Here is a 17,332-nt window from a genome sequence, read left to right as displayed (position 1 = left end):
AATCGTCCGTCGATGTTCGCTCTGATAGACGCCTCGCGGCGTGAAACCCCTTTAAATCGGCCAGTTGCCCCTGCGGGACGATGAAGCGGGCGGACCTGTGTGCACTGCAACAAATGCCCGTGGTAAGCGTTCTCCAGAGGCGAATTCCGCCCGAAACTCCAGCGAGGAACCATGCTGCACCGAAAGCGGATTTTATTCGCGATCAACTCGCTCGCGGGGGGCGGCGCCGAGCGCGTCCTCGCCACGCTGCTGGCCGGATCCGTGCCCTGGCGCGCGCGCTACGACATCCATCTCGCGCTGCTCGACGACGAGCCGCGCGCCTATGATGTGCCCGAATGGGTCGAGGTTCATCAGCTGGGTGCCCGGCACAAATTGCTGCCGAGCCTGACCCAGCTTCGCGCGCTCGTCGGGCGCGTATCGCCCGATGCGACGCTCAGCTTCCTGACCCGCGCCAATATCGCCAACGCCTGGGCGATGGCGGGCCGCGGCCGGCCCTGGCTGATCAGCGAGCGGGTCAACACCAGCGCCCATCTGGGCGACGCGTTCGCAGCCAAAGCGATGGTCCGCATCGTCTATCCGCGCGCCGCGCATGTCATCGCGGTGTCCGACGGCGTCGTCGACGATCTTGCCGCCAATTTCCGCGTCGAGCGCGCGCGCATGTCGGCGATCGCCAACCCGGTCGACCATCGGCGCATCGCCGAGCTTGCGGCCGAGCCGCCTGCCTTCGTGCCTGCCGATCCCTATATCGTCTCGGCCGGGCGGCTCATGCCGAACAAGAATTTTCCGCTCCTTCTGCGCGCCTATGCGCAGGCTTCGCCGCACGAACGTCTCGTCATGCTCGGCGAAGGGCCCGAGCGCGGCGCGCTTCAAGCACTCGCCGCCTCGCTTGGAATCGCCGACCGGGTCGACATGCCCGGCTTCGTCGCCAACCCCTTCGCAGTGGTTGCGCGCGCGCAAGCTTACGCGATGCCCTCCAACGCCGAGGGCTTCCCCAACGGGCTGGTCGAGGCGATGGCGTGCGGCGTCCCCGTCGTCGCGACCAATTGCGCGTCGGGTCCGTCCGAAATTCTGGCCGGCCGGTCGCGCGATGCGATCAGCGGCAGGATCGATGTCGATTCCGGTGCGTTGGTGCCGACCGATGACGTGGAAGCCTTTGCCGCGGCATTGGTCGACGTGCTCGCCGAGCCGCGCCGCAGCGCCTGCGGCGCGAAGGCGCGCGAGCGCTCGCTGGCTTATGGCGTCGAGCAGGCGGCCGCAAATTACTGGGCGCGGATCGAGGCGGCGCTGCGCGCGCTGTCCGCCGCGTCCGAAATCGAAGACATATCAGCCTATCGTCCGGGAGTAAGTTCATGAAATGGCACATGCAGATCGCACTGGCGGGGGCGCTGATCGCTCTTGGCGGATGCGCCGGGCAAACCCCGCTCGCGGGCAGCGGCGCCGCGCCACCCCCCGCGACGGCTTTCGTCCTTTCGCCGGGCGACAAGATCAAGGTCGCAACCTATGGCGAAGAGAAACTCACCGGCGATTTCGAGGTTTCGCCCGCCGGCACGATCGCCTTCCCGCTGATCGGCGAGGTCAAGGCGGCGGGGCTCCAGACCGAGGAACTGTCCAAAGCGATCGAGGCAAAGCTCGGCGACGGCTATCTGCTCGAACCGCAGGTTTCGGTCCAGGTCGCCAATTTCCGCCCCGTCTACATACTCGGCGAAGTGAACAAGCCGGGTGAATATCCCTATACGCAGGGCCTCACCATCCGCGGCGCGGTCGCGAAGGCCGACGGCTTCACCTATCGCGCAAACGAAAAGCGCGTCTTCCTGAAGCGCGCGGGCGAAGCCGGCGAGCAGGAATATCCGATGAGCGCCGATTTCGCGGTGCTTCCCGGCGATACGATCCGCTTCGGCGAACGCTATTTCTGATGGATATGGCGACCGCATCGCTGACGCCCGTTCCGGCGTTCGAAGAACCCGTGTCCGACGAGACCGGAAAGCCGCATCTTCGCGGCTGTCCGGTGAGCTTCGCCAAGCTCAAGGCACTGCTCGCCGCCGATCTTTATCGCTATGCGGGACGCGTCAGCTTCGGCGCCTTCGCGAAGCATTATGCCTTCACCCCGGGCTATAAATATACGGTGCTGATGCGCACGACGGGCTGGCTCAAACTCAAGCCCGCCAAGGCGTTCGGCCTCTATCCCTTTGCCAAATGGCTGCTGCTGCGCGCGCGCTATAAATATGGCTTCGCGATCCCCGAATATATGGAGATCGGGCCCGGCCTGTTCCTCAACCGTTTCGGCGGCTTCTATTTCCACGGCGACACGGTGCTCGGCAGCAACGTCAACATCACCCACGGCGTCGTGCTCGGCTATATGAACCGCGGCAGCCGGCGCGGTGCGCCGGTGATCGGCGATCGCACCTTTCTGGGGTCGGGCGCCAAGGTAATCGGCGGCATTCATGTCGGCGCCGAGGCCGCGATCGGCGCCAACGCCGTGGTGACGAAAGACGTACCCGCGCGCGGCGTCGTCGGCGGCATCCCCGCGAAGCTGCTCTCCGATCAGGGGTCCGACGGCTATATCAACCGCCTCGCGCCGCCCGAACTGCTCGCAGCATGCGAGGGTGCGCTTTACGGATCTCGGACAAAGCCCGGCTGACCGGGCCTTACAGGCCCGAGAAGGTCAGCCCCACCGAAACGCGATTGTCCGCGAATTCGCGGCCCGCCGTCGCGCCCCAGCTCGACTGGGTGCGCCGCTGGACGTCGAAGCGCAGCGCCATCCGCTTGCTCACGAGGTACGACGCGCTGCCGCGCCAGGTCCAGCGATCATCCTTGCGGTCGATATTGTTGAAGTCGCGCTTTTCCAGCTCACCGCCGGCGCTGATGATCAGGTTGCGCAGCAGCTCGTAATCGGCGCGCAGCGTCATGTTGGTCGCGAGATAGCCCGTCGCGCCATTGACGCCCGTTTCCTTGATGCCGCGGTCGACCGTGCCGGTGATCGTCACCAGCGGCGTCAGGAAATAGGCCAGCTCGCCGCGCACGAGGAGGCCCGAGACGTCCTCGAACTCGACCGGCCGGTAATCCTGCTGGAAATAGCCGAGCCGCAGCGCCCCGCGCGCCTTGCGGCCCAGTTCGAAACTCGCGCCGCCGGCAAGCTCGAAACCCTTGGAATCGCGCGCCGCCACCGGCCCGATGCGCTCGCGATAATCGCGCTTGTTGAGCGAGCCCGCGACGAACAGCGCGATGCTCGGGCTCAGCGCATATTCGCCGACCGCCGTGCCGGTGTAAGTCGTGTGGTCGCGAAAATCTTGGTCGATCGGATCGCCGAGCGGCGTCACGCTGTTGCTGTAATTGCGGTTTTCGACATCGACCACGCCGCGCACACGCAGGCGGTTGAAGAGATGCGTATAGGTCGCCGTCCCCCCGCTCAGCGTGAAGCGGACCGGCCGCGACGCCTGCGTCGGACTATCGGGCGAGACGCGTTCCTGGCTGTAGCGCCCGTTGCGCAGCGTCAGGTTCAGCGTGTCCGACTTGCTGATCGTGTAGAGCGCGCCCGCGTTCACCGAATATTGGGTGGCGTTCTCGCTCGCCCGGTCGGCGTAGCGCAGCAGGTCGAGCTCGCCGTCGAGCGACAGCTTGAGCGTCGGCGAAGGCCGCACCAGCGAGACGCGCGGGCGAATGCGCAGATAGGCATCGCCGATGCGGTCGTCCTCCTGCGCATAGAGATTATCGTCATAGCCCGCGCCGATCGCCATGCGCGGCAGCAGTTCGAGGACGCCGACATGGATTGGCTCGGGCGTGTAATCGGGCCGGCGGCGCTCGAGCACGCCGATATTGCGGTCGCGCCCGAAACTGTTCTCGCTCGACACCGATCCAAGCCCGTCGGTCGCATCCGATTGCTGCGCATGCGCGGGCATCGCAACGCCGCAGCTGCCGAGCAGCGCAAAGGTGATCGCGCGCTTCATCGGCGGGCCAGCGTTACGAGCAGCGGCAGATGGTCCGATCCGGTGGCGGGAAACCGCCGCGCCGACACCAGTCCCCAGTCGGGTCCGGCATAAAGCTGGTCGATCGGCAGCACGGGAAAGGCGCGCGGCCAGCTAGGCAGCGCGCGCGTCATGCGGGTGAGCGGAGCGAAGGCGCGGTCCTGCTCACGCATCGCCGCGGCCCAGGGGGTGAGGTTCATGTCGCCTCCAACGATCAAGGACCCGCGTTCGATCCGTGCCAATGCACGCGCTACATCTTGTCTGCGCACCGCCTGATCGCGCGATGTCGGCCACGGATAGTGGAGCGTCGCCACGGTGAAGGCGCGTCCGTCGGGTCCTGCAATCCGAGCCCAGAGCAGCGGCGGACCGAATTTTCGCCCTTTTCCGTCCTTCAGGAAATAGTCGCTGTCGGCGATCGGCCAGCGCGAGAAGATGGCAAGGTCACAGCCCGGCGGGCATTTGGTTGCATGGGCGAAATGCTGGTTCAGCGCCGCCAACATGGGCGCGAAGCTGCCATCGACCTCCTGCAGCATCACGACATCGGGCTTAGCGTCGATGATCGCCTGCGCGGTATCGGCGGGATCGCGATTGCTCTGCCAGACATTGTGGGTGAGCAGCCGGATCCGGGTCGTGCTCTTTTGCGCGGCCGGAATCGCGCGCGTCAGTTCGGGCATCACGCCAATCGCGACCGGCGTGAGGCCAACCAGGGCTGCGACGACAGCCCTGCGCAGGCGCGGCCGGACGAGCAGCAATCCTACCAGCACCGCCACGCCAAATAGCGGCAGGAACGACGCCAGCACATCGAGCATCGGTAGCAACCCGCCAGCGAGCGACAGCCACGCGGCGAGGCTCGCCCCGCCGGCCAGCAGGGTGCCAAAGATGCGTACCAGCTTCACGCGCGGGCGCGCAGCCGGTTGCGCAGGGCATAGCTCGATTGCCGGACCGATGCGGGGATCAGCTTCGCGGCGAGCAGCAGCGCCGCGGTGCCCGCCCCCTCGGGCAGATACAGATCGCCGACCCGGATCGCCGTGCGGCCTGGATATTTCATCGCATAACGCGCATAATGCGCGATTTCCTGGTTCACGAGCCGCCGCAGCAACGCCGTCTCGCGCGCCGTCGCGCCGGCAAGCATCCCGCGCGCGGTCTCGACCAGGCAGGGCACGTCGAGCGTCGTCGTCGACTTGCTGACCTTGTTGTCGCTGTCGCGGTGAAAGACCGCGGTGACGCGCGGATCGTATCGCAGCGCTCCCTTGGCGAGCACACGCAACCACAAATCCTTGTCGCCGCCGCGCACCGCGCGCCCTTCGGGGAACAGCCCTGCCTCGAACAACGTATCGCGCCGGATCGCGATCGCGCCGGTCCACATCGGGCATTCGCGCACTGCCAGCCAGGCGGCAAGAAAGCCGGCTAGGTCCAAGCTTTGCGGCCGCTCCAGTTCCGGCGCGATCCGCTGCGGCTGCGAACGATTCTCGAACACATGATCGAACCGCGTCGCCGCCGCACGCGCGCTCGGGTCGGCGCCTATGCCCTCGGCCAGCACCGCAAGATGGTCGGGCTGCCACAAGTCGTCGGCGTCGAGAAAAGCGATCCAGTCGCCGCGCGCCGCGCGGATGCCGATGTTGCGTCCGGCATAGCCGCCCGGCCCCGGCGTCGAGAGGTCGAGCAGCTGGATCCGCGCGTCGCCGATCGCGGCAACGATCTCGCGCCCGCTGTCGGTCGAACGATTGTCGACCACCAATATTTCGTGCGGCGGAAACGTTTGGGCAAATACGCTTTCGATCGCGGCGCGCACATGCGCGGCCTTATTATAGAGCGGCATCACCACGGAAAATCGTGGAGCGTCATGGGGAGGAGTCATCAGTCGCGTGCTGCCTTTCGTCCCCCCGCCAGATTGAGATATTCGCTCACCGCCACCCCGGCGAGTTCCAATGTCAGCCACATCACGGCCAGCCGGCGCCGGAACGACAATTCGCGTGAGATCGCCGCGCGGCGCAGCCGCCGGATTGTATCGACCGCCGTAATCCCGAGCACATGGGCAAGGCGCGGGCGCCGCCGGGTGCGATCCCAGCGCCCACCGCTCAATCGCTGCCGCTTGCGCACCAGCTCGGCGCGGCTCGCGCGCACCGGATGGCGCACCACCATCGCCGGCACATAGACAAGCGGATGACCGCTTTCGCGAATGCGCAGCGCCATCTGGCGGTCGCCGCCCGATTTGAGCGCCGCGTCGAACCCGCCGAGCGCCTTCAGCAACGCAGTCTCGCTCGCCCAATTGGCGGTCGCGCAATTGCCGCGCGCGGCGTGCGCCTGCGGAAAGCTGAACAGCCGCTCGTAATCGCCGAACACTTCGCGCTCCTGCGCGATTTCGTCGAACAGCTCGATCTTGCCGGCGAGCACGCCGAACCCTGGATTCGCTGCCGCGGCGCGCAGCACTTGCTCGAGCCAGTCGGGCGCGGGCTCGCAATCGGCGTCGGTAAACGCGATGATCGGCGCGCGGACGCGCCCGATCGCGAGGTTGCGCGCCGCATAAGAGCCCGGGCGGCGCTCTTCGAGCAGCTCGACACCCAGGTAGCTGCGCGCAATCTCGCGCGTTGAGTCACTCGATCCGTTGTCGACGACGATGACCTGATAGGCCGCGCGTGGGAGCGTCTGGCGCGCGAGCGCGGCGAGACAACGGCCCAGTACGGCTTCGCCGTTCCATACGGGTATGACGACTGCGACTTGAAACATAGATACGCCTGTCCAGTGCCCCCGCGACGGTCCAATCGGCTGCCGACGGCATGCCGGTCAACAATATGCTGCACCTGCGAAGACGAGTTGCCCCGTTGACCGGACGACCGGAGCGCCGGTGCCTTCGCTCTCAAATAATTGCCCGCTACCAAGGATCGCGTCGGCCCGTCGTTGGTTCTGAACCGCGCAGCCATGCGCAACCGCAAGCAAAAAGGCGATCCAAGTGGGTGATTCTCTACCCGAATCGGGCAAAACCACCGAAGTCCTGGTGGTGTCCCTCGAATCAGCCTCGGCGCGCCGCGCGGCCTTTGCCGCGCGCGCGGCAGACACCTCGCTTGCGTGGCGTTTCTTCGATGCCTGCACCGGCCCGGCGCCGGGGATGACGATCGACGAGCCTGCGATCCGCAGCAACAAGGGCCGGCCAATGAGCAAGGGCGAGATCGGCTGCTATGCCAGCCATTTCTCGATCTGGCAGGACATGATCGCGCGCGGCGTGCGGCAGGCGATCGTCCTCGAGGATGATACGGTGGTCGACTGGGCCTATCTCGAACCGCTCGCGCACACCGATCTTCACGCCGAGGGTATCGATTACCTCCGCCTCTACGCCAAGCGGCCGACCTGGCAGCGCGTCGTGCGGCGCGACTTCCTCCAGCATTCGCGCGCGATCGTCGAGCTGGTCGGGCTCGCTTATGGCACGCAGGGCTATGCGATCACGCTCGAAGGGGCGCGGCGGCTCGCCGGGCATTGCCGCATCGTCCGCCGCCCGATCGATGACGAAATGGATCGGTCGTGGGCGCACGGCCTGCCCAATCTCGCGCTCTATCCCGCGCCGATCCTCGAAGCCGCGATCGTCTCGGACATTGGAAATTCGCGCTTCGGGCCGAAGGCCGATCCGCTCTATCATTCGATAAGGCAAAAGGCCTGGCGCGCTCTCGAACGCGCACGCATGCGGATGCTGAAAGCGAGACGCCTGCTTGAGCGCTGATCTTCCTGCCCGCTTCGACGACGGGTTACGCGCACGCAGCCGCAGCTCGATCGGCTGGACGATCACGCGTTTCCTGTCGGACCAGATCTTCTCGTTCGTCGTCTTCGTGATCCTCGCGCGCCTGCTGACGCGCGCCGACATCGGCGCCTTTGCGGTGATGGCGGTGACCGCCGAAGCCTTCCGTATCATCGCGACCGCGGGCCTCGTGCAGACGATCGCCCGCAAGCGCGAGATCACTCCTGCCTTCCTCGACACCATCTATCGCTCGCAGCAGGCTTTCTCCTTCCTCTCCGCCCTCTTGATCATGGCGCTCGCGCAGCCGATCGCGAACTGGATGGGCGCGCCCGATATCGCGCTGCCGCTCGCGGTGATGAGCCTCGCGCTGCCGATCTCCTCCTTCGGCGCCACGCATATGGCGCTGCGCCTGCGCGAGTTCGGGCATCGCACCACCGCGCTCCGCTCGGTGGTCGGCGGACTGATCGGCGGCACCTGCGCGGTCGCCGCCGCCTTTGCCGGGCTCGGCCTCTGGAGCCTCGTCATCCAGCGCCTCGTGACCGAGATCGTCGGGGTCGTGCTCTCGCGCGCCTCCTATGACTGGAAGCCCGGCTGGCAATTCGACTGGGTTATCCTGCGCGGCAACATCATGCTCAACGCCAGCCTGATCTATGTCCAGCTCGCTTTCCTCGCGACGGTGCGCGTGCAGGAGATGGCGATCGGCGCCGGGATCGGGCTCGCCGCGGTGGGCGTCTATCGCACCGCGTGGCGCACCGTCGAGCTGATCGGCCGCGGTGCGATCCAGCCCTTCACGCAGGTCGCGGTGCAGACGCTCGCGCGGGTCAAGGACGACCCCGCCGAACTGCGCAAAGCCTATCGCTGGATGATTGCGCGTGCGTCGGCGCTGTCCTTCCCGGCGCTCGTCGGTTTCGGTGCGCTTGCGCCGGTCGCGATCCCCACCGTGTTCGGCGCCAAATGGGCCGAAGCCGGCCAGCTCGCGCAGATCTTCGCCTTCATGGCGGTGCCCTTCACGCTCAACTTCTTCGCCTCGCCCTCGCTCAGCGTGCTCGGCGCGTCGCGCAGCCTGATCTCGCTCTCGACGACGCAGCTGGTCCTCGGCGTGATCCTGACGCTCGCGGCGCTCCCTTACGGCCTCTTTGCGGTCGCAATTTCCTATGTCGGGCGCGCCTATCTCACCTTGCCGCTGCAGATCTGGCTGCTCCGCCGCGCCTCGGGCATCCGTCCGGTCGACAGCTTGCGCGCGGTTGGCGCGCCGCTGGTCGCCTCGTCGGTGATGGGCATCGCGCTCGCGATCGCGATGCGGCTGCTCGATACACATCTGGCCGGCTGGCAATCGCTGCTGCTGCTCACCGCCATCGGCGCGCTCTTTTACGCAATCGCGCTGCTCTCGATCTCGGGCGCGTGGCGCGGCCGTTTCCTGTTCCTGTTCAAACGCTTCAGAAAGAGCCCGATATGACCAAGAAGACCGCCGACCAGCTCGTCGGCGAACTCGCCCAGCGTTTCACGCGCACGCTCGATGCCGTCATCCCTGCGGGCCAACTCGCGCTGGTCGACTTCCCCGACCACTCCAATGTCGGCGATTCGGCGATCTGGCTCGGCGAGATGGCGTATCTGCGCAAATCCGGCCGCCTTCCGGCCTATTATTCGGCGATCGCCGATTTCGACGACGCGGCGTGCCGCGCGGCGATTGGCGACGGGCCGATCCTGATCCACGGCGGCGGCAATATGGGGACGCTCTGGCCCAAGCACGAAGCGTTCCGGCTTCACCTTCTCCGCACGCACCGCGGCCACCCGATCGTCCAGATGCCGCAGTCGCTCCACTATGCCGATCCCGCCGCCGCGGCCGAAATGGCCGAGGCGATCCGCGCGCACGGGCAATTCACCCTGCTCGTCCGCGATGCGCGCTCGCTCGCCTTTGCCGAGCAGCATTTCGATTGCGATATCCGCCTCTGTCCCGATGCCGCGCTGATGCTCGGCCGCCAGCGCCGCGACCCCGCCACCGCGCCGGTCTTCGCGCTGCTCCGCACCGATCATGAACGCGCCGCCGGCGATGCCGCGCTGCCCGCGGGGGTCGTCGCCGACGACTGGCTCGAGGAGGATGCCGGCCAGAAACGCCGCCTGCGCCTGTCGCTGGGGCTCGGCCGCCTCCTAACCCGCGATCCGATGGCGCAGCGCGCCGCGCGGCAGCAGCGTCTGGCCGACTGGCGATTCCAGCGCGGCCTTGCGATGCTGTCCACCGGCGAGCTGGTCGTCACCGACCGGCTGCACGCGCACATTCTCTCGCTACTGCTCGACATCCCGCACGTGCTCCTCGACAACAGCTATGGCAAGGTCGCGGGCTTCGCCGATCAATGGACGGGCGATTATGCGGGGCTGATGCGCGCGACAAATCGCGCCGAAGCTTTCGACACCGCGCTGGCCTGCCGCGCCCCGCAAATCGTGGACGGCTAAGCGCCGTCCAAAGGGCGCCGCTCAATAGGCGTTGCGGTGCACGAGCACTTGCGCAGTGCGCGCGAGGATCGAAACATCGCGCAGCAACGACCAGCCGTGCTGATATTCCAGATCGGATTCGAGCCGGTCCAGAATATCGCGCCGGGTATTGGTCGCGCCGCGAAAGCCGCGGATCTGGGCGAGGCCGGTAATCCCGGGCTTGAGCGCATGGCGGTGCCAATATTGCCGGTCGACGCGCCAGAACAGCTCGTTCCCGGCGGTCGAGCCCAGCGCATGCGGGCGCGGCCCGACGAGGCTCATCTCGCCCGACAATACGTTGATCAGCTGCGGCAGCTCGTCGATGCTCGTCGCGCGGATGAAGCGGCCGACGCGCGTGATCCGGTCGTCGTCGCGGCTCGCCGAACGCGCGCCGTTGGCGTCGGTCGTCTCGGCGCGCATGCTGCGGAATTTCAGGATCCGGAAGATGCGGTTGCCGCGCCCCATCCGCTCCTGACGGAAAAAGACCGGGCCCGGCGAATCGAGCTTGATCGCCAGCGCCACAATCAACAGCAGCGGCGACAGCAGGATCAGCGCCGGAATCGTCACCGCGAGGTCGAGCGCGCGCTTCTTCACCCGGTTGGCGCGGTTGAGCGGCCCCCAGGACACCACCAGCGTCGTCACCCCGCCGCGCTGGCGCGTCGTCAACGGCCCCAGCTCGGCAATCTCGGGCATCACGATCTCGCCGACGATGTTGACGCCTTTCAGCGCGCGGGCCCATTCGACCTTACGCCCGGGCGCGCAAACGATCGTCACCCGGTCGTAATCCTGCAGCACGGTGCCGAGGCGATCGAGCATATAGGGGTCGTCGAGATCGGTACGGAGCCCCGACTCGCGCGCGTCGATGATCTCGCGATCGAGGTAGGACGCGGGCAGGTTCGCATCGTCGACAATGACCAGTTCGGCGGTCATATCGCCGAAAGCCCGGCGCACGATGCGGCAGATCAATAGCCGCTGCGCCACCAATAGCGTCACCGCGGTCACCATGCCCATGCCGATCGCCAAACGCGGCACCTTGCCGGTGATCCGCAGCGAGAAAGCGACGAGCAGGAAGACGAACAGGGTCGTCGCGAACGACAGCAATGTCTGGCGAACGCTTTTGACCGGACGGGTCAGACAGCGCGGATTATAGGCCTGATTCTGAAAGGCGATCGCGAAATGGACGAACAGTGCGCCCAGCATCGCAGTCAACAATCCTTCCGAAATGATCCGGGGCTGCTCGATCATCAACGTCACGGCGAAGCCCACCGCGAGCGCCGCCGCGTCCAAGGCGATCAGTCCCAAACAGAGCCATATCTTGGCATCGCGCCGTGCCGCCTTCGCGAGCGGCGTTCGAATGGGTGCGCCTTGGAGCGCCAAGTCGATCTTGGTCATGGGATGGGGAGCTCCCTGGGGTTGGCTATATTGTTGCAATGCAACATGTCTTGGACGCCAGGGAATACAAGCGGGCCGCGCGGGCACGTGCCGGATACAGGATGATCCGTGTGGATACCAATAGGTACGCCGCAATGCGGACGAAACGGCCCGGGCGGCGCGAACCGCCCGGGCCGTGTCTTTATCAGAAGGCTGCGGTCAGGCTGGCCACCACCGCGGCGTCGGCAATCGAACCGGTCCCGTCACCGCCCTTGCTGAAATTGGGCTGCAGGCGCGCCGCTTCGGACTTGCTGATGTTCGTATCGATATAAGACACGCCCAGCGTCAGGTTGCGCCAGCTGGCGTCCATGCCGAGCGACCAGTCCCAGTAGCTCCCCGTCGGGGCGACGCTGGTGCCGTTGGGGCCGAGTCCGGGATTGCCGTCCGAATGGCCGATATGCGCCTTTGCGGTGAAGGGCGTGCCGGGGATGGCGACCGCGCCGTCGCCCCACAGATAGAGATTATCGTCGCTCTGCCCGCGACTGTTCGGCGCGTTCGAAACATTGGCGAGCGCATGTTGCTTGGGCGCATAGGCGGCCCCGGCGGTCAAAGTCGCCGGTCCGGCCGTTCCCGACAGCTTCACATAAGGTTCGGCGAAATCCGATTCATCGGCGCCGCCCGGGTACATGTACCAGACGAGCCCGACATCGAGCGCGGCCTTGTCGCTCAGCGGCAATTTATAACCGCCGATCAGGTCGAGTTCCATGTTCGCGCCGCCGAAAGTGCCCCAGCCGGCGAGGTTGGACGCCCAGACGCCCGCATAAAGGCCGCTTTGATGGGTCAGCGTCAGGCCGCCCTGAACGGCCATTTCCTTGTCGGACTGCGACACACCGCGGAAACGGTAATCGGACGCGATGGTCGCGGATCCCGTGATCGTGACGGATTTTGCTTCCTCGTCCTGTGCGAAAGCGGCGGCCGGAGAAAGTCCCGCGAGAAGCGCGGCGGCTGAGATAATGGTCTTCATATTGTCCTCTTGAACTGGCCTCTTTCCGGAGTGGGGAGGCTGGCGAGGACGCCCAACTAGATCAGCGCGGCATTGGAAATCGAGAGTGGCGGGCGATCAATTGCATAGTGTTTTCGTTATGCGGCGGATCGACTGTGCATCGCCGGCTCGACGTCATTCCCCGGATCGCGTTCGACGGCAAACGACGCGTTGGAAGCGAGCGGAGGCACGCGTTTCCATCGCGCCGAAACCTCGACACTCTCCCAAAGACCCGCGCCGACAAACAGCAGCGCGCTGCCCGCGCTCGCACAGAGAAAGGTCACCGCCGACAACAGCATCATCAGCGAACCCGCATCGCGCGGTCCGGTCGTCTGGGCCATATGATGGAGCCTCAGCGCAAGCAGCCAGCCGATACCGAGCAGGGCGGCGCCCCCGGCGCGCAGGCCGATATCGGCGGCGCGGTTTTCATGCCATTTCTTCATCGTGCAACCTCCGGCAGGGAGGCCGACCAATTACGCATCATCGCGTAGGAATTCGAGATCGGGAAATGGCGTGGCGCATTGAGATTGCGTATAATTTTGGCGAGCCGGGCTCAGCTCATCTTGTCGACAACAAAGGCGACCAGAGCCACTATGGCGCACATATAGATTGTGAGTGCCGAGGGCCCTTGCGCGCCCAGCCAGTCGATGACCCGGTCGTGCCTCGAAGTACCCGACGGGTTTTTGAAATCGTCGCCTGTCATCGCGATTAGATAGGCGCTCACGCCGTTTGAAATCGAGAGCAGGTCCGACCCGACTTCATATGATCGGCATAGTATTTGCGCGATTATTGTCCCTGCCCGGCCTCTTCGCCCACCGACCGCAACCGATAGCCGATACCGAGTTCGTTGCTGATGATTTGTGGTTGTTGCGGATCGCTCTCCAGCTTCTGGCGCAGGGTGCGGACGAGGACGCGCAGATATTCGACATGATGCTCGACCTCGTGCGGCCAGACCTGTGCCATGATCTGGTTGTGCGTGATGACGCGCCCCGGGTGCCGCGCGAGCTGGGCCAGCACCGCATATTCCTTGGGCGTCAGATGGACCTCGCGGCCCGCCTTGACGACGGTGCGCGCGATCAGGTCGATCGTCACGTCGCCCGCGGTCACTGCCAGCATTCCGCCGTCGCGGGTCATGCGGTTGCGCAGGGCGACCCGCACGCGCGCGAGCAATTCGTCGGTGTCGAAGGGTTTGGTCAGATAGTCGTCGGCGCCCAGATCGAGCGCGGCAACCTTCTGGTCGGTCGCGTCGCGCGCCGAGACGACGATCAAGGTCGTGTCCGACTGTTGCTTGACGAGCGGCACGAGCTCCAGCCCGTCGCGATCGGGCAGCCCCAGATCGAGCAGCACGATATCGGGGCGCTCGTCGCGAAGCATTTCGAGCGCTTCGCGGGCGCTCTCGGCTTCGACGATCGCATAGTCGGCGCGCGCCAGCGCGGCATGGATCAGGCGGCGAATGTGCAGCTCGTCGTCCACGACCAATACCTTGTGACGCACTTTCATGGTTGTTCCTTGTCGTCCAGATGCGTGATGATCAGCCGCTCGGGGATCCGAATGGTGAAGCAGGCGCCGTGCGGATCTTCATTGTTGCTCGCCTCGACCGACAGGCCCATCGCCTCGGCAAATCCCTTGACGATGGCGAGCCCGAGGCCGGTGCCATGCTTCGCGCGATCGCTGCCCTCGAGCCGGGTGAAGGTTTCGAAGACGCGCTTCTCGTTTCCGGGTGCGATTCCCGGCCCCTGATCGATGATCGACATCGATATGGCATCGGCTGCGCGCCGCGCGCGAATAGTGATCGGGGTGCCGGGGTCGGCATAGCGCCCCGCATTGTCGAGCAGATTGATCAGGCAATGGTGGAGCAGCACCGGATCGACGCGCACCAGCGGAATATTGGGCGAGATATCGACCTTGACTTCATGCCCCAGCAGCGATGCCCGCGTATCATGCGCGGCACTGGCGGCGGCGTCAAAAAGGTCAGTGGCCTCGACCTTCATCGGCAGCGCGCCCGCTTCGACGCGCGCCATGTCGAGCAGGTTTGACACGAAGCGGTTGAGCCGCAGCGCCTCGGTCTCGACCGTCTCGGCAAGGCTTTCCGACGGATGGCGCCGCATCTCTTGCGCGGCCGACAGGATCGTTGTGAGCGGAGTGCGAAGGTCGTGACTGACCGACGACAGCAAGGCCGAGCGCAGCCGATCGCGTTCGTCGACCTGCCGCGTGCGAAGCGAGGCCTCTTCGAGTTCCATGCGGTCGAGCGCGATCGACGCCTGATCGAGCAGGCTCATCAAGAGCGGCACCTGATCCGAGCGGACGGGTTCGCGCGCATCATCGCGGGTCAGGCCGAGCACGCCGAGCACGCCGCGCGTCGTGCGCAGCGGATGGAACAGCCAGTCCGACGCGGTGAGTGTCGACGACCCGCGCCCCGCGGGCTGTTCATTGTCCATCGCCCATTGTGCCGCGGCGCGCTCGATCTGTTCGAGCCGGTCCTCCGGCGGCACCGCGGCGCGCAGCATCGGGCCATCGGCGGACGGCAGCAGCAACGCGGTGCGGACGTCGAGCAGCCGGCCGACCTCGGCACAGATGGCGTGCATCAGGGTTTCCTGATCGGGCGCCGCAATCAGCAGCCGCGAGAAGCTGGCCAGCGCCGCATTCTGCCGCGCGCTCGATTGCGCAAGATCGGCCTGCGCGCGCACGCGCGCGGCGAACTGGCTGGTGACGACGGCGACGCCAAGCAGCACGAGGATGCTGACGACATTTTCCGGATTGTTGACGGTCAACGTGCCGGTCGGCGGCAGGAAGAAGAAATTATAGGCAAGGCTGGATGCAAGACCCGCGAACAGGCCCGCGCGCACCCCGAAAGTCGCCGCGGCGAACATGACGGGGACGAGATAGAGCAGCGAGACATTGCCGAGATCGATGACTTCGAGCAGCAGACGGCCAAGCGCCGTCATCAGGGCCACCATGGCGAGCGCCAGCAGATAATCCGACGGTTTGCCCCAGCGGCCGGGAACGACGGCCGCGCTGCGCGGGGCCGTCTTCGTGTCGGGCTCGCCGGGAAGCACATGGACCGCGACATCGTCGATCGTCCGCACGAGCTGGTCGACGACCGAACCGTGGCGCATCTCGAACCACCAGGGACGGCTCGATTTGCCGATGACGATCTGCGTCGCGCGCGCATCGGCGGCAAACGCCCGCAGCCCTTCGACGACACTCGCTGCCGGGACCGTCGCGGTCGAGGCGCCGAGCCGCGAGGCGAGCGCAAGCGTATCAGCGAGCTGGCGGCGATCCTCGTCGGTCATGCCCTGACTGCGCCGCGTCTCGATATAGACGGCGCTCCACGGCGCTTTCAGCGCATCGGCGAGGCGCTTGCCCGCGCGGACGAGCTCGGCGGCGACGGGCAATTCGCTCACCGCGACGACAATCCGTTCGCCGACCGCGAAGCTGCCCGCGAGCGCATGGCTGCGCACATGGTCAAGCATCTGCGCATCGACCGCCTGCGCCGCACGGCGCAGCGCGAGTTCGCGCAGCGCCGTCAGGTTCGATTTCGAGAAGAAATGGGTAAGCGCGCGCGTGGCTTCCTGCGGAATATAGACCTTGCCGTCGCGCAGCCGCTCGATCAGCTCGTCGGGCGGGATGTCGACGACCTCGATCTCGGCATTTTCGAGGATCGAGTCGGGCACTGTTTCGCGGACGCGGACGCGCGTGAACGACGCGACGACATCGTTGAGGCTTTCGACATGCTGGATATTGATGGTCGAATAGACGTCGATGCCCGCACCCAGCAGTTCCTCGACATCCTGATAGCGTTTGGGATGACGGCTGCCCGGCGCGTTCGTATGCGCAAGCTCGTCGACGAGCGCGAGGCCGGGGCGACGTTCGAGAATCGCATCGATGTCCATTTCGCCCAGACTATGACCCTGATGGTCGACGTCGCGGCGCGGGATGATCTCGTGCCCATGGACGAGCGCCTCGGTTTCGCGCCGGCCGTGGGTTTCGACGACGCCGATCACGACATCGACCCCGGCCTCGCGGCGTTGCCGTCCGTCGGTGAGCATTTCCCACGTTTTGCCGACGCCCGGCGCGGCGCCGAGAAACACCTTCAGACGGCCACGGCCTTCCTGCGCCGCCTGACGCAGGAAGGCCTCTGGTGATGGTCGATCCTTGTCTGTCACGCGGCGGGTTTAGCCCCAAAAGCATCGAGCCGTCGATTGAGCTTGAACACATTGACACGTGGTTCGCCAAGAAAGCCGAGCAGCGGTCTGTCGACGCTCTGTTCGACCAGTCCGCGGACGGCATCGGGAGCGAGCCCGCGCGCCTTTGCGACGCGATCGGCCTGATAGAAGGCCGCTTCGGGGGTGATGTCGGGGTCGAGGCCCGAACCCGAGGCGGTGACCAGATCGGCCGGCACGGCCTTGCCGGGTTCGGCGGCCTTCAACTTGTCGACATCGCCCTTCACGCGATCGACGAGCGCCTGCGATGTTGGCCCGAGGTTCGAGCCCGACGAGGCCAGCCCGTCATAGCCCTTGCCGGCCGCCGACGGGCGCGTGTTGAAATAGCGTTCGGACGTGAAGGCCTGACCGACGACGGTCGAACCGACGACCTTGCCATTCTCCTCGACGAGGCTGCCGTTCGCCTGGCTCGGGAAGAACGCCTGCCCGATGCCGGTGAGCGCCAGCGGATAAGCAAGCCCGAGAAGCAGCGCGAAGAGCAGCGTCATGACGAGCGCCGGACGCAGCGAGGTGATGAGATCCTTGTTCATTGTCATTT

The 17,332-nt window shown here is 66.0% G+C and carries 16 protein-coding genes; 6 read left to right on the top strand and 10 right to left on the bottom strand.

The window, feature by feature from the left end:
• Window positions 1-171: 171 nt before the first annotated feature.
• The 3 genes from ACTJI5_RS10000 to ACTJI5_RS09990 are packed head-to-tail and all read left to right on the top strand — an operon-like array spanning window position 172 to window position 2,638.
• Window positions 172-1,353, top strand: coding sequence for a glycosyltransferase (locus tag ACTJI5_RS10000; protein ID WP_440860191.1), 1,182 nt, complete (start codon window positions 172-174; stop codon window positions 1,351-1,353).
• Entirely contained in the window at window positions 1,350-1,913 is a 564-nt protein-coding gene (locus tag ACTJI5_RS09995; RefSeq protein WP_058537279.1) for a polysaccharide biosynthesis/export family protein, read from the top strand. The genes ACTJI5_RS10000 and ACTJI5_RS09995 overlap by 4 nt, the downstream gene beginning before the upstream one ends.
• Window positions 1,913-2,638, top strand: a complete 726-nt coding sequence (locus ACTJI5_RS09990) for a serine acetyltransferase (RefSeq protein ID WP_440860190.1) — start codon at window positions 1,913-1,915, stop codon at window positions 2,636-2,638. The genes ACTJI5_RS09995 and ACTJI5_RS09990 overlap by 1 nt, the downstream gene beginning before the upstream one ends.
• A gap of 7 nt (window positions 2,639-2,645) precedes the next feature.
• Here the strand turns inward: ACTJI5_RS09990 and ACTJI5_RS09985 are convergent, their stop codons facing one another.
• From ACTJI5_RS09985 to ACTJI5_RS09970, 4 genes are read right to left on the bottom strand one after another with little or no spacing between them, the layout of a single operon-like run.
• Window positions 2,646-3,944, bottom strand: coding sequence for an outer membrane beta-barrel protein (locus ACTJI5_RS09985; RefSeq protein ID WP_440860189.1), 1,299 nt, complete (start codon window positions 3,942-3,944; stop codon window positions 2,646-2,648).
• Window positions 3,941-4,858: an endonuclease/exonuclease/phosphatase family protein gene (locus tag ACTJI5_RS09980; RefSeq protein WP_440860188.1), complete on the bottom strand. Its 918-nt coding sequence runs from the start codon at window positions 4,856-4,858 to the stop codon at window positions 3,941-3,943. The genes ACTJI5_RS09985 and ACTJI5_RS09980 overlap by 4 nt, the downstream gene beginning before the upstream one ends.
• On the bottom strand, window positions 4,855-5,820 hold the full coding sequence (locus ACTJI5_RS09975) for a glycosyltransferase family 2 protein (protein ID WP_440860187.1): 966 nt from the start codon (window positions 5,818-5,820) through the stop codon (window positions 4,855-4,857). The genes ACTJI5_RS09980 and ACTJI5_RS09975 overlap by 4 nt, the downstream gene beginning before the upstream one ends.
• Window positions 5,820-6,689, bottom strand: coding sequence for a glycosyltransferase (locus tag ACTJI5_RS09970; RefSeq protein WP_440860186.1), 870 nt, complete (start codon window positions 6,687-6,689; stop codon window positions 5,820-5,822). The genes ACTJI5_RS09975 and ACTJI5_RS09970 overlap by 1 nt, the downstream gene beginning before the upstream one ends.
• Window positions 6,690-6,912: 223 nt before the next feature.
• Between ACTJI5_RS09970 and ACTJI5_RS09965 the strand changes: the two genes are divergently transcribed.
• From ACTJI5_RS09965 to ACTJI5_RS09955, 3 genes are read left to right on the top strand one after another with little or no spacing between them, the layout of a single operon-like run.
• Window positions 6,913-7,674 (top strand): glycosyltransferase family 25 protein, encoded by a 762-nt coding sequence (locus ACTJI5_RS09965; protein WP_440860185.1) that lies wholly within the window; start codon window positions 6,913-6,915, stop codon window positions 7,672-7,674.
• Complete coding sequence (locus ACTJI5_RS09960; RefSeq protein ID WP_440860184.1) at window positions 7,664-9,145, top strand: lipopolysaccharide biosynthesis protein; 1,482 nt, start codon at window positions 7,664-7,666, stop codon at window positions 9,143-9,145. The genes ACTJI5_RS09965 and ACTJI5_RS09960 overlap by 11 nt, the downstream gene beginning before the upstream one ends.
• Window positions 9,142-10,140, top strand: coding sequence for a polysaccharide pyruvyl transferase family protein (locus ACTJI5_RS09955; RefSeq protein WP_440860183.1), 999 nt, complete (start codon window positions 9,142-9,144; stop codon window positions 10,138-10,140). The genes ACTJI5_RS09960 and ACTJI5_RS09955 overlap by 4 nt, the downstream gene beginning before the upstream one ends.
• A gap of 21 nt (window positions 10,141-10,161) precedes the next feature.
• Here ACTJI5_RS09955 and ACTJI5_RS09950 read toward each other — a convergent pair whose 3' ends face one another.
• The 6 genes from ACTJI5_RS09950 to kdpC form a co-directional block, all read right to left on the bottom strand.
• Complete coding sequence (locus tag ACTJI5_RS09950) at window positions 10,162-11,550, bottom strand: exopolysaccharide biosynthesis polyprenyl glycosylphosphotransferase (RefSeq protein ID WP_310255272.1); 1,389 nt, start codon at window positions 11,548-11,550, stop codon at window positions 10,162-10,164.
• A 184-nt stretch (window positions 11,551-11,734) separates the two neighbouring features.
• The gene (locus ACTJI5_RS09945) at window positions 11,735-12,553 is read right to left on the bottom strand and encodes a TorF family putative porin (protein ID WP_440860182.1); all 819 of its coding nucleotides are present in this window, start codon (window positions 12,551-12,553) and stop codon (window positions 11,735-11,737) included.
• Window positions 12,554-12,669: 116 nt separating this feature from the next.
• Window positions 12,670-13,014, bottom strand: a complete 345-nt coding sequence (locus ACTJI5_RS09940; protein WP_440860181.1) for a hypothetical protein — start codon at window positions 13,012-13,014, stop codon at window positions 12,670-12,672.
• Between the two features lie 343 nt (window positions 13,015-13,357).
• On the bottom strand, window positions 13,358-14,071 hold the full coding sequence (locus ACTJI5_RS09935; RefSeq protein WP_440860180.1) for a response regulator: 714 nt from the start codon (window positions 14,069-14,071) through the stop codon (window positions 13,358-13,360).
• The gene (locus tag ACTJI5_RS09930; RefSeq protein ID WP_440860179.1) at window positions 14,068-16,737 is read right to left on the bottom strand and encodes a DUF4118 domain-containing protein; all 2,670 of its coding nucleotides are present in this window, start codon (window positions 16,735-16,737) and stop codon (window positions 14,068-14,070) included. Before ACTJI5_RS09930 ends, ACTJI5_RS09935 begins: the two co-directional genes overlap by 4 nt.
• Window positions 16,734-17,324 carry a potassium-transporting ATPase subunit KdpC gene (gene kdpC / locus ACTJI5_RS09925; protein ID WP_440860178.1) on the bottom strand — a complete coding sequence of 197 codons (591 nt, stop codon included), beginning with the start codon at window positions 17,322-17,324 and terminating at the stop codon, window positions 16,734-16,736. Before kdpC ends, ACTJI5_RS09930 begins: the two co-directional genes overlap by 4 nt.
• Window positions 17,325-17,332 lie beyond the last annotated feature (8 nt).

The organism is Sphingopyxis sp. 22461 (genome assembly GCF_052044915.1).
In the GTDB taxonomy this organism is placed as follows: Bacteria; Pseudomonadota; Alphaproteobacteria; order Sphingomonadales; family Sphingomonadaceae; genus Sphingopyxis.
This window is presented reverse-complemented; position numbering and strand designations above follow the sequence as displayed.